The sequence below is a fragment of the Streptomyces sp. NPDC127197 genome, assembly GCF_042672405.1.
GTDB classification, from domain to species: domain Bacteria; phylum Actinomycetota; class Actinomycetes; order Streptomycetales; family Streptomycetaceae; genus Streptomyces; species Streptomyces flavusporus.
This window is the reverse complement of the sequence record NZ_JBHXVG010000011.1, coordinates 269,471-281,114: the sequence shown is the minus strand read 5'-3', so window position 1 is coordinate 281,114 and position 11,644 is coordinate 269,471. Positions and strand designations below refer to the sequence as shown.

At 70.3% G+C, this 11,644-nt stretch carries 9 protein-coding genes; 2 read left to right on the top strand and 7 right to left on the bottom strand.

Features of this window, described 5'->3' with window-relative positions; all coding sequences use genetic code 11:
- Positions 1-418 precede the first annotated feature (418 nt).
- Positions 419-1,426, bottom strand: coding sequence for a stage II sporulation protein M (locus ACFVJQ_RS20120; protein ID WP_385785525.1), 1,008 nt, complete (start codon positions 1,424-1,426; stop codon positions 419-421).
- Between the two features lie 132 nt (positions 1,427-1,558).
- Here ACFVJQ_RS20120 and ACFVJQ_RS20115 point away from each other — a divergent pair, with 132 nt between their 5' ends.
- Positions 1,559-2,596 carry an RDD family protein gene (locus ACFVJQ_RS20115; protein WP_385785522.1) on the top strand — a complete coding sequence of 346 codons (1,038 nt, stop codon included), beginning with the start codon at positions 1,559-1,561 and terminating at the stop codon, positions 2,594-2,596.
- Between the two features lie 145 nt (positions 2,597-2,741).
- Here the strand turns inward: ACFVJQ_RS20115 and ACFVJQ_RS20110 are convergent, their stop codons facing one another.
- Together ACFVJQ_RS20110 and ahcY are read right to left on the bottom strand one after the other, a co-directional pair.
- Positions 2,742-3,356 (bottom strand): hypothetical protein, encoded by a 615-nt coding sequence (locus ACFVJQ_RS20110; RefSeq protein WP_385785519.1) that lies wholly within the window; start codon positions 3,354-3,356, stop codon positions 2,742-2,744.
- A gap of 145 nt (positions 3,357-3,501) precedes the next feature.
- Positions 3,502-4,959: an adenosylhomocysteinase gene (gene ahcY / locus ACFVJQ_RS20105; RefSeq protein WP_385785516.1), complete on the bottom strand. Its 1,458-nt coding sequence runs from the start codon at positions 4,957-4,959 to the stop codon at positions 3,502-3,504.
- Positions 4,960-5,393: 434 nt separating this feature from the next.
- Here ahcY and ACFVJQ_RS20100 point away from each other — a divergent pair, with 434 nt between their 5' ends.
- Positions 5,394-7,634 (top strand): fructose-specific PTS transporter subunit EIIC, encoded by a 2,241-nt coding sequence (locus ACFVJQ_RS20100; RefSeq protein WP_385513528.1) that lies wholly within the window; start codon positions 5,394-5,396, stop codon positions 7,632-7,634.
- A 128-nt stretch (positions 7,635-7,762) separates the two neighbouring features.
- On the opposite strand, the gene ACFVJQ_RS20095 is transcribed toward ACFVJQ_RS20100, so the two are convergent.
- From ACFVJQ_RS20095 to ACFVJQ_RS20080, 4 genes are all read right to left on the bottom strand, one after another.
- A complete protein-coding gene (locus tag ACFVJQ_RS20095) occupies positions 7,763-8,743 on the bottom strand; it encodes a cation diffusion facilitator family transporter (protein ID WP_385513529.1) in 981 nt (326 codons plus the stop codon).
- Between the two features lie 127 nt (positions 8,744-8,870).
- On the bottom strand, positions 8,871-10,022 hold the full coding sequence (manA, locus tag ACFVJQ_RS20090) for a mannose-6-phosphate isomerase, class I (protein WP_385513530.1): 1,152 nt from the start codon (positions 10,020-10,022) through the stop codon (positions 8,871-8,873).
- Positions 10,023-10,100: 78 nt separating this feature from the next.
- Positions 10,101-11,228, bottom strand: a complete 1,128-nt coding sequence (locus ACFVJQ_RS20085; RefSeq protein WP_385785512.1) for an SIS domain-containing protein — start codon at positions 11,226-11,228, stop codon at positions 10,101-10,103.
- A gap of 117 nt (positions 11,229-11,345) precedes the next feature.
- A complete protein-coding gene (locus ACFVJQ_RS20080) occupies positions 11,346-11,516 on the bottom strand; it encodes a Trm112 family protein (protein WP_020940431.1) in 171 nt (56 codons plus the stop codon).
- Between the last annotated feature and the right edge of the window lie 128 nt (positions 11,517-11,644).

Here is an 11,644-nt window from a genome sequence, read left to right as displayed (position 1 = left end):
GGCGTTGATTTTTGGCACGCTGTTGAGTTCTCAAGGAACGGACGCTTCCTTCGTACTCACCCTCTCGGGCTTTCCTCCGGGCGCTTCCCTTCGGTCTTGCGTTTCCGACTCTATCAGATCTTTTTCCGATCCGATTTCCTCGGCGCTTTCCAGGTTCCCGCTTTCGCGTTTCCCTTTCCGGCGGTTCCGACTTTATCAGAGGTTTCCGGCCGGGCTGACCGGCCATCCATTTCCGATTCGTCGGGAGCGGCTTCACCGAAACTTGGTTTCGTGAAGCAAGTAGATTCTCAAGGTCACCGACCACGCCCTACGGGGTCCAGTCCAGGCAACTGTTTGAATCTACCTCCCCACATGCTCCGTGTCAACGGCTCCTGCGAGGCGAAGAGGACACTAGCAGTTCACCTGCTGTGTCCGCACATCAGGCGGCAGTCGGCACTGTCTGACTGCGTTCGGCGACGTCTACGTCGCCCGTGTCCCCCGCCCGAGCCGCGCGACGTCCGAGCACGTAGACGTACGCGAGAAAGGCCACCTCGGCGACGACGCCGATGCTGATGCGGGCCCAGGTCGGCAGGCCCGATGGGGTGACGAAGCTTTCGATGGCGCTGGCGATGAAGAGGACCAGCGCGAGGCCTATCGCCATGCCCACAGCGGCTCTGCCCTCCTCGGCCAGGGCCTTGCGGCGGGTGCGTGGGCCTGGGTCGATCACGGTCCAGCCCAGGCGCAGTCCCGTGCCGGCCGCGACGAACACCGCCGTCAGCTCGAGCAGACCGTGCGGGAGGACGAGGCCGAGGAAGATGTCGAGCCGGCCGGCCGAGGACATCAGGCCGAATCCGATGCCGAGGTTGAGCATGTTCTGGAAGAGGATCCAGAGCACCGGGAGGCCGAGGAAGACTCCGAGGACCAGGCACATTGCTGCGGCCTGTGCGTTGTTCGTCCATACGCGGGCCGCGAAGGAGGCTGCGGGGTGGCTGGAGTAGTAGGTCTCGTACTGGCCGCCGGGGCGGGTGAGCTCGCGCAGTTCGCTCGGTGCCGCTATGGAGGCCTGGACTTCCGGGTGCGCGCCGATCCACCAGCCGAGGAGCGCCGCGACGAGTATGGAAAGGAGTGCGGTGGGCACCCACCAGTGGCGCGATCGATAGACGGCGGCGGGGAAGCCGTACGCAAGGAAGCGCGTGACATCGCGCCAAGAGGCACGGCGGGTGCCCGTGACCGCACTACGCGCGCGTGCCACGAGTTGGCTCAGCCGGCCGGTCAGCTGTGGGTCGGGTGCGCTGGACTGGATCAGGGAAAGATGGGTGGCAGTGCGCTGGTAGAGGGCGACAAGCTCGTCGGCCTCGGCGCCGGTGAGACGGCGCTGGCGCCGGAGCAGGTTCTCCAGGCGGTCCCATTCCGCTCGGTGCGCGGAGACGAAGACGTCGAGGTCCATCGTTCTGCCTGCTCCTCGGCTGTTCGTCGGCGGGCTCGTCGTGAATGTCAGCTTGTCGCACCTGCGGCGCGATGCGCCTTCAGCTTGGCAGACTGGCAGTCCTCGGGGCAGGCCAGGGGAAGGACGGCGGGCGTGAGTGAGCTGGTGACGGGCGAGGCGGTGGCGCTGGAGTTGCGCCCTGCGAAGCTGCCCAGCAGGGCGCTGGCCGTGCTGCTCGATCTGGTGGTGGCCGTTGCCGCGTACCTCATCGTGACGATGGTTCTGGTGATGTCCACGGCGTCGTTGGACCAGGCTGCACAGATTGCGCTGTCCATCGCGACGTTTCTGCTGGTTCTGGTGGGCGGGCCGATCGCTGTGGAGACGCTCAGTCATGGGCGCTCGCTGGGGAAGGCGGCGTTCGGGCTGCGGGTGGTGCGCGACGACGGTGGACCGATCCGCTTCCGGCATGCGCTGGTGCGGGGGGCCATCGGTACAGTCGAGATTCTGATGACGTTCGGGGTTGTGGCCTGTATCGCCTCGCTCGTCTCGGAGCGGGGGCGCCGGCTCGGGGATGTGTTCGCGGGGACCTTGGTCGTACGGGAACGGGTGCCCGTCGCTCGGGCGGGTTACATGCCTCCGCCACCGCCGTGGCTGGCCGGGCGGTTCTCGGGAACTGACCTTTCCGCGGTCCCCGATGGGCTGTGGCTGGCCGTGCGCCAGTACCTGACGCGGATGCAGCAGCTTGACCCGCAGGTCGGCGGGGCCATGGCGGAGCGCTTGGCGGCCGACCTCGCGGGGCGGACCGGGACTCCGGTGCCGGAGGGTGTGCCTCCGACGGCGTATCTGGCCGCGGTGGTGCAGGAGCGGCAGGCCCGGGAGGTTCGGCGGGCCTTCAGGAACGGGATGGCTTCGGGCGCGCCCGTCGCCGGTGGACCGCAGTCCGTGGCTGGTGCGGCACCAGGCTCGTACGGCTCGGTGAACGTGCGTCCCCCAGCCCCTTCCGCACCGCACTCCCCCGCCGTGCCGGACCCGCACAGTGCGGCCGCGCCGCCTGTACACCCGCTCGCTGGTGCCGCAGGGCCCGAGAGCCGCCCCCCGGATCATTCGGAGGAGCCTCCGCCCACCCTGCCGCCGGAAGGGCCATCGGTCGATCCGCACCGGCCCGCCACGGGGTTCGTGCCGCCCGCGTAACGCTGTCGGCCCGCGCGGCAGCCGACGTCAGACCCGTTGGTTCGGCGCCCAACGGCCAACGGCGCGACAGAGACAGAGGGACAGAAAGGGCATGCCCGCCCTCTCGGTGATCTCGGGGGTTCCTGGCTCCGCAGTCGGCCCGCGCTCAGGGGAAGACGGACGGCGGCGACTCGAGGTCCTCCAGCTCGATGCCGGGCGCCGCGAGCACGACGTCCCCGGCGATGTGGACGAGGTGCTGCTCTCCCGTGTCCAGGGCTGTGACCTGGTATTCGTCCACGGTCAGGGAGCCGTTGTCAGTGCCGTGTGTTTCTCTTTTCAGCAGAGTCCAGGACTGGTCCACGGTGCGTGGGGCGAGGACGGGATCAGTGAAGGCGACGAGGCGTACGCGGGTTGCGGAGTCGGAAGGGGTGAGGCGCAGCAGACGGGTGATGGCGATGAGGAACGCGGGGGATGTGCCGGTGAAGGCGTGGGCGCGGACATTGCCTTCTGTGGCATGGGCGCCGGTGGGGTCCGTACGAACCCAGGTGACGCCGTCGAGGGCGGCGCCACGCACCTGCCAGCTCGCCGCGTGAAGTTCCAGGCGGATGGGGCGGCCGAGTTCGTCGAGGGCGAGATCGACGGAACCGCGGTGATCGCCGGTGGGGGTGGTCAGCTGGGAGACGTAGCGCCAGCCGGAAGGGCCGGGGGCGCAGTGGAAGTGCTCTTCTGCGAAGGGGGTGTGATCGTGCGGATCGTGGAGCGAATAGCGGCCGCGGGGCATGGGGGTCCTGGGGTGTGACTGGCTGGTCCGGCGGGGCCAAAGGGGCAGGCCCCCGGCACGGGGGTGCGGGGGCCTGCCTTGGAGGACCTGCTGCTGAGCATCGCGTCAGTGCACGGACGCGCTGCTCAGCGGGCCGGCTGCGGACTCAGTAGCGGTAGTGGTCCGGCTTGTAGGGGCCCTCGACCTTGACGCCGATGTAGTCGGCCTGCTCGGGGCGGAGCGTGGTCAGCTTCACGCCGAGCGCGTCGAGGTGCAGGCGGGCGACCTTCTCGTCGAGGTGCTTGGGCAGCACGTAGACGTCGGTCGGGTACTCGTCGGGCTTGGTGAACAGCTCGATCTGGGCCAGCGTCTGGTCCGCGAAGGAGTTGGACATCACGAACGACGGGTGACCGGTGGCGTTGCCGAGGTTCAGCAGGCGGCCCTCGGAGAGGACGATGATCTTCTTGCCGTCGGGGAAGGTCCAGGTGTGGACCTGCGGCTTGATCTCGTCCTTGACGATGCCGGGGATCTGGGCGAGGCCGGCCATGTCGATCTCGTTGTCGAAGTGGCCGATGTTGCCGACGATGGCCTGGTGCTTCATCTTGGCCATGTCCGAGGCCATGATGATGTCCTTGTTGCCGGTCGTGGTGATGAAGATGTCGGCCTTGTCGACGACCTCGTCCAGGGTGGTGACCTGGTAGCCGTCCATCGCGGCCTGGAGGGCGCAGATCGGGTCGATCTCGGTGACGATGACGCGGGCGCCCTGTCCGCGCAGGGACTCCGCGCAGCCCTTGCCCACGTCGCCGTAGCCGCAGATCACCGCGGTCTTGCCGCCGATCAGTGTGTCGGTGGCGCGGTTGATGCCGTCGACCAGGGAGTGGCGGCAGCCGTACTTGTTGTCGAACTTCGACTTGGTGACGGCGTCGTTGACGTTGATCGCCGGGAACAGGAGGGTGCCCTCGCGCTGCATTTCATACAGACGGTGGACACCGGTCGTGGTCTCCTCGGTGACACCGCGGATTTCGGACGCCAGCTGAGTCCACTTCTGCGGGGTCTCGCTCACGGTGCGGGTGAGCAGTTCGAGGATGATGCGGTGCTCGTCGGACTCGGCCGTGTCGGGCGAGGGGACCTTGCCGTCCTTCTCGTACTCGACGCCCTTGTGGACGAGGAGGGTGGCGTCACCGCCGTCGTCCAGGATCATGTTCGGGCCGCCGGTGGGGCTGTCCGGCCAGGTCAGTGCCTGCTCGGTGCACCACCAGTACTCCTGAAGGGTCTCGCCCTTCCAGGCGAAGACCGGGACGCCCTGCGGGTTGTCGGGCGTGCCGTTCGGGCCGACGGCGATGGCGGCGGCCGCGTGGTCCTGGGTGGAGAAGATGTTGCAGGAGGCCCAGCGGACCTGCGCGCCCAGGGCGACCAGGGTCTCGATGAGGACGGCGGTCTGCACGGTCATGTGCAGGGAGCCGGTGATGCGGGCGCCTGCGAGGGGCTGCGCCTCGGCGTACTCCTTGCGGATTGCCATGAGGCCCGGCATCTCGTGCTCGGCGAGGGTGATCTCCTTGCGGCCGAACTCGGCCAGGGAGAGGTCGGCGACCTTGAAGTCCTGTCGGCTGTCGACAGTCGTCATTGCGGGCTGCTCCTCGGGTTGGGTCGAGGGTGGGTACGGCTGATCTGCGCGGCGGCGGACACATGCGTGCCCGAAAGCACGCAGGCATGGCCGCGTGCGCGCAGCGCAGTCCGTCGGAGGCCCTCTCTCCCTCGGCCGGTCCGCTGGGGGACCGCCCGACCGCCATCAGCAGCGACGTCTGACTCCGTCCCAAGCTACACCGGGCGCCCCGGCCTTCCCCAGTCCGCCCTCGAACATTTCAGGCCGTTCACGGCAAGTGATCGGTATCGGCGTCGGTTGACCGTGCACGTTCGCGTTCTGGGGCAGGCCGGTCGGTCCGCGTCTTGGAGCAGGCCGGTGGGTGTTGCAGGATGCGGGGAGATCGGAACATCCGGTCGACCCAGCGGGACGTCCGGGACGGCGTTCCGGTGCGACAAAGGCGTTAGGAGAACGACGTGACGAGTCCGGCCGGCCCTCCCCCCACGGGCGGCGGTGACGAGCGCAGGCAGGTGAAGCTGCTTGCCGTGACCGCGTGCCCGACCGGCATCGCGCACACGTACATGGCGGCGGAGAAGCTCGCGCAGGCTGCCGAGAGCCGCGGTATCGGGATGAAGGTGGAGACCCAAGGTTCCATCGGGGCTGAAAACGTCCTCGATGACAACGATGTCAGATCCGCTGACGGCGTCATCATCGCCGCGGACAAGGACGTGGACCTCAGCAGGTTCACTGGGAAGCGGGTCCTCACCGTCGGGGTCGCGGAAGGGATTCGGCACCCCGAGCGGCTGATCGAGCAGGTGCTGTCAGCACCGGTGCACACGGGGGGCGATGCGTCCACGGTGGCGCCGGCGGAGGGCGGCAAGGAGCGGAGCGTCGCATACAAGGCGCTGATGAACGGGGTCAGTTACATGATCCCGTTCGTCGTGGTCGGCGGGCTGCTGATCGCGATCTCCCTCTCGCTGGGCGGGCACACGGACCCGTCCGGCGGCCTGGTCATCCCGGAGGACTCCTTCTGGATGGACGTGAACAACATCGGCGTCATCGGCTTCACGCTGATGGTGCCGATCCTCTCCGGCTACATCGCCTACGCGATCGGCGATCGGCCCGCGCTGGTTCCGGGCATGATCGGCGGGTGGATCGCCAACACCGGTGAGCTGTACGACTCGGAGGCGGGGGCGGGTTTCATCGGGGCGATCGTGACCGGGTTCCTCGCCGGGTATCTGGTGTTGTGGATCAAGAAGGTCCGGGTGCCGAGGTTTGTGCAGCCGATCATGCCGATCATCGTGATACCGATCGTGGCGACCACCGCGCTCGGCATGTTCTTCATCTACGTCATCGGCCGGCCCATCTCCTGGGTCTTCGAGCATCTGACCAGCTGGCTGGGCGGGATGACCGGCGCCAGCGCGATCCTGCTGGGGGCGCTGCTCGGCCTGATGATCGCGTTCGACATGGGCGGGCCGGTCAACAAGACGGCGTTCCTGTTCGGCGCGGGGCTCATCGCGACCGGCAACCAGACCGTCATGGGCATGTGCGCGGCCGCGATTCCGGTCATGCCGCTGGGGCAGGGGCTCGCCACGCTGATACGCAAGCGGCTCTACACCGAGCAGGAGCGGGAGACCGGGCTGGCCTCACTGTTCATGGGGTGCTTCGGCATCTCCGAAGGTGCGATCCCGTTCGCTGCCGCGCGGCCCGCGCAGGTCATCCCGGCCAACATGCTCGGTGGTGCGGTGGCCGGCGCGATAGCGGGGCAGGCCGGTGTGGAGGACGCCGTGCCGCACGGCGGGCCGATCGTTGCGGTGCTCGGTGCGGTGAGCGGGGTGCCGATGTTCTTCGTGGCCGTGGTGATCGGGACGGTGGTGACCGCGCTGACGACGGTCGCCCTGGTGGACATCGCCGAGCGGAAGCGGGAGCGAGGTGCGCCGGCCGGTGGCGAGTTCGCCGCGGGACCCGAGGCCGCGCTGGTCGGGGCGGGGGCGCCCGGCGCGGGTGCCGTCGTATCCACGCAGGACGGTTCCGGGGCTACGGCTGCCGCGGCGCCGACGCCGACCGGGACCGGGGCGAAGGCTGCCTCGGCGGAGGCACAGGCTGTGCCCGGGACCACTGATGCCGCGAGCACGGTCTCCGAGCCCGATGCGGGGGCCGGGAGCGTCCAGGCTGCCCGGGACGGTGTGGAGGAGGCCGAGACAGGCGAGGCCGTTGGTGTCGTCGATTCAGCCTTGGACCGGCCAGGGGATCGTGCGCCCGAGGTGCTCTCCGGGCACCTGACCAGGGCGACCGTGAAGGTCCGGCTGGACGCACAGGACAAGGAGGACGCCATCCGCGAGATGGCGGACCTGCTGGCGCGGGCAGGCAAGGTCGCGGACTTGGACGAGTTGGTGCGGACGGCGCTGCGGCGCGAGGAGGAGGGCACGACCGGGCTCGGTGAGGAGATCGCGATTCCGCATGCCAAGACGGATGCGGTGACCGCGCCGGTCGTCGGCTTCGCACGGTCCGCCGAGGGCGTCGAGTGGGGCTCGCTGGACGGTACGAAGGCGAGGCTCGTGTTCATGATCGCCGTACCGGAGGCAGCGGCGGGTGATGAGCATCTGCGGATCCTCGCGCTGCTGTCCCGGAAGCTGATGGACGCCGGGTTCCGCGAGCGGCTGCTGGCCGCGCCGGACGAGCGGGGGATCCTGGGCGTCCTGAGCGAGGTCGGGTAACCCGCCCTGCTGTGAGGTTGGCCGTGGGGGCTCGACGCTCCGGCGCCGGCCCGGCCTCCAGTCCGACGGCAGCGGACGGGGCCCGCCGAATGTTCGGCGGGCCCCGTGGCCGTGGACATGGAAATGGGTCAGTGGCCGGTCGCGTGCGGGGCCGGGCCGCCCGGGGACGCCGCGCGGTCGGGGCCCTTGGCCGCTTCGGCCTCGCTGTAGATGTCCGGCTCCAGGTAGATGACGCGGGCGATCGGGACGGCCTCGCGGATGCGGGCCTCGGCGGCGTCGATGGCGGCGGCGATCTCGCCGGCCGTGTCCTCGTGCTGTACGGCGATCTTGGCAGCGACCAGCAGTTCCTCGGGACCGAGGTGGAGCGTGCGCATGTGGATGACGCGGGTGACCGTGTCGCCGTCGACGATCGCGGCCTCGATCTTCTGGACCTCCTCGACGCCCGCGGCCTCGCCGAGCAGCAGCGACTTGGTCTCGGCGGCCAGGACGAGCGCGATCAGGATGAGCAGGACGCCGATGCAGAGGGTGCCGATGCCGTCCCAGACGCTGTCACCGGTGATGAGTGCCAGACCGACGCCGCCCAGGGCGAGGATCAGACCGACAAGCGCGCCGAGGTCCTCCAGGAGGACGACCGGCAGCTCGGGGGCCTTGGCGTGGCGGACGAACTCCTTCCAGGACTTCCGGCCGCGCAGGGCGTTGGACTCCTTGATGGCCGTCCGGAAGGAGAAGGTCTCGGCGATGATCGCGAAGACGAGGACGCCCACCGGCCAGTACCAGTGCTCGATGTCGTGCGGGTGCTTGATCTTCTCGTAGCCCTCGTAGATGGCGAACATGCCACCGACGGAGAACAGGACGATCGAGACGAGGAAGGCGTAGATGTAGCGCTCGCGGCCGTAGCCGAAGGGGTGCTGCGGCGTCGCCTCGCGCTGGGCCTTCTTGCCGCCGAGGAGCAGCAGGCCCTGGTTGCCGGAGTCGGCGACCGAGTGCACCGACTCGGCGAGCATCGACGACGAGCCGCTGAAGAGGAACGCCACGAACTTCGCTACCGCGATCGAGAGATTGGCGAGCAGTGCCGCCACGATCGCCTTGGTGCCGCCTGACGCGCTCATGTGTTCGCGTTGTCCCTTCGTACGCCGTCCAGGGCTGCGCCGCTGGTGGTCTTTGCCCGTCCTTTGCCGGTGGGCCATTGTTGCAGCCCGCTCCGACAACGGCGCGCCAGGCCACCGATGCCGTCGGTCAGGCCACCACCGTCGCCCGGAAGAGCGTGCCGGTTCCGGCTACTTCGGCCCTTTCGCCCGCCGGTACGAAGACCGACTGGCCGGGCTTCAGCTCGTGCTCGCCGGCCCGCACGGAACCCGCCGTGCACAGCAGGATCTGCGGGGTCGGGCGGGTGAGGTCATGGCTGGCGCCGCCCTCGGGGAGGACGAACCGGGACAGGCGGAACTCGTCGATGGGGGTCTCGTAGACCTCCTCGCCGTCGGGGGACGCCTCCGGGCGCAGTACGCCGGGGTCACTCGGCTCGAAGCGGACGATGCGCAGGAGTTCGGGGACGTCGACGTGCTTGGGGGTCAGGCCGCAGCGCAGGACGTTGTCGGAGTTGGCCATGATCTCGACGCCGAGGCCGTCGAGGTAGGCGTGCGGGATGCCCGCGCCGAGGTAGAGGGCCTCACCCGGCTGGAGACGGACGTGGTTGAGCAGCATCGCGGCGATGACGCCCGGGTCGCCGGGGTAGTGGTGGGCGAGGTCGGCGTACGGTGCGTAGGCGCCGCCGAGGCGGGAGCAGGCGGCGGTGGCCTCGGCGACCGTGCGGGCCATCTCCTCGCGGTCGGCGGTGAGGACGGCGGTGAGGACCTCGCGCAGGGCCGCGTCCTCGGGATGGGCGTGCAGCAGGTCGACGTACGGCTTGAGGGAGTCGACGCCGAGGCCGTCGAGCAGGTCGGCGGCCTCGTTCGGGTCGCGGAAGCCGCACAGGCCGTCGAACTCGGTGAGCGCGCAGATGAGTTCCGGCTTGTGGTTGGCGTCCTTGTAGTTGCGGTGCGGTGCGTCCACGGGGATGCCCCGGCGCTCCTCGTCCGCGTAACCCTCCCTCGCCTGGTCCAGGTTGGGGTGCACCTGGAGGGAGAGGGGAGCGCCCGCGGCGAGGATCTTGAGGAGGAAGGGCAGCGTGGAGCCGAACTTGGCCACGGCCGCGGCGCCGAGTTCGCGCTCCGGGTCGGCCGCGATGACGTCGACGAGCGTGCCGCGGTCGGTACGCGAGGGTGCGCCCGGATGCGCGCCCATCCACATCTCGGCCTGCGGCTCGCCGGTCGGCTCGACGCCGAGCAGCTGCGGGATCGCGGTGGTGGAACCCCAGGCGTAGGGGCGGATGGTGTTGTCGAGGCGGTCCATCGGTTCTCTCTGCCCGTTCTCTCTGCGTACGACGCGGGTTCTCGTCCGCGTACGAAGGTCAGCTCGTCCTGGGCCAGATCAGGCCCTCGATGCGAGCGCCAGGTAAACGGCGGCGAAATCCGTGATGGCGATCAGTTCCGCGAGGGTCTCCAGTTCGCCGCCGGGGTCCGGTTCGAGTTCGCTGATCGGCGTGTCGTGGCTGAGGGCCAGGTCACGGGCGGCGGGGGCGGCGGTGAGGCTGCCGATCGGGCGGTCGCGGAGCAGCACCACGCGCGCGTGCAGGGCGGGTGGCTCCTCGACGCGGTCGCGGAAGAAGTCCTCGGGGTCGGCGCCGGCGGCGAGCGGGCCGGCGAGCAGGGCGCTGTGCGCGGCGAGCGCCTCGGGCAGTTCCGACACCACGGCCGGGGTGCCGGAGAGTTCGGCCAGCGCGGCGGCGAAACGGCGGCCTGCCGGGCCGGCCGAGGTGCCCTCGGTCCAGATCACCGGGAGGGCGTCGGCGAGTTCGGCGGCGAGGGTCTTGGCGGGATTGCTGTACGTCGCGATGGCGGGCCCGCAGCGCTCGGCGATGTGGTCGAGCCGGTCGGCGACCTTCTCCAGCCCGTCGGCCGGGGCGGCGAGCAGACCTATGCGGTCCAGGAGCGCGAGGAGCGGGGTGAGCAGGGCCCACAGGACGCCGGGGGCGGACGCGGCGAGGGGTTCGTCGTGCTCGTACGGGGCGGTCGCCAGCGGTACGAACAGGCCGTGGGCGCCCTCGACTGCCTCGGCGAGCGGCGTGCGGGCCGGCGCCACGGCGGCGACCGTGCAGCCGCGACGGTAGGCCTGCTCGGCGAGCAGGGACAGGCCCGGCTCGGTGCCGTCGGGGGTGGCGATCAGAAGCAGGTCGACCGAGCCGACCCAGCCGGGCAGCTCCCAGCGCAGGGCACCCGCGGCCGGCGCTACGCCGGTGGGGGCCAGCCGGGTCACGGGGCTGCCGGGGCCGGCGAGCGTGCCGAGGAGGTCGGCGGCGTGGGTGGCGGCGGCCCCGGGGCCGCCGATGAGGACGGCGCGGGGGCGGCCGTCGGGCTTGAGGTTCTGGACACCGGCCTCGGCGGCGTGCCGGGCTGCGGTGCGGACGCGGGCGCCGGCTTCCGCGGCGCCGCGGAGCAGGCCTCGGTGGTCGGCCTCGGCGAGGCCCTCCGGGGAGTCGAGCAGCGATTCGTCGAGCATGGGTGGGAGCCTCCGAACGCCGGGTCGTCGGTTACGCGGGCGGGCCCTCGCCGGTACGGGCCGGGGCCTCGTCCACGTGGGCGGCGGGCCTGGTTCTGCGCGGGCGGCGGGCCTCGTTCACGCGGGGCGGCGGGCCTCGTCCACGAGGAGGACGGGGATGCCGTCGCGGACGGGGTAGGCCAGGCCGCAGTCCTGGCCGGTGCAGATCAGCTCCGCGTCCTGCTCCTTGAGGGGGGCGTGGCAGGCCGGGCAGGCGAGGATCTCCAGGAGGCCGGCTTCGAGCGGCATGGGGGCGTCCCTTCGGGGGCGGATCGGGTGGGTCTTGTTCGGGCGGGTGCGTGCACGTCTTGTTGTGCGGATGTGCCTGGTCAGGGTACCGCCGTGGGGGGCGGGGTGCGGGGGTTGGACGGGTCGGG

Bases quoted from the DNA above. Each gene is read 5' to 3' on its own strand.
- manA (WP_385513530.1), bottom strand. From the start codon at position 10,022: ATGGACCGCCTCGACAACACCATCCGCCCCTACGCCTGGGGTTCCACC.
- ACFVJQ_RS20080 (WP_020940431.1), bottom strand. From the start codon at position 11,516: ATGCCGCTCGAAGCCGGCCTCCTGGAGATCCTCGCCTGCCCGGCCTGC.
- ACFVJQ_RS20110 (WP_385785519.1), bottom strand. From the start codon at position 3,356: ATGCCCCGCGGCCGCTATTCGCTCCACGATCCGCACGATCACACCCCC.
- ahcY (WP_385785516.1), bottom strand. From the start codon at position 4,959: ATGACGACTGTCGACAGCCGACAGGACTTCAAGGTCGCCGACCTCTCC.
- ACFVJQ_RS20085 (WP_385785512.1), bottom strand. From the start codon at position 11,228: ATGCTCGACGAATCGCTGCTCGACTCCCCGGAGGGCCTCGCCGAGGCC.
- ACFVJQ_RS20095 (WP_385513529.1), bottom strand. From the start codon at position 8,743: ATGAGCGCGTCAGGCGGCACCAAGGCGATCGTGGCGGCACTGCTCGCC.
- ACFVJQ_RS20120 (WP_385785525.1), bottom strand. From the start codon at position 1,426: ATGGACCTCGACGTCTTCGTCTCCGCGCACCGAGCGGAATGGGACCGC.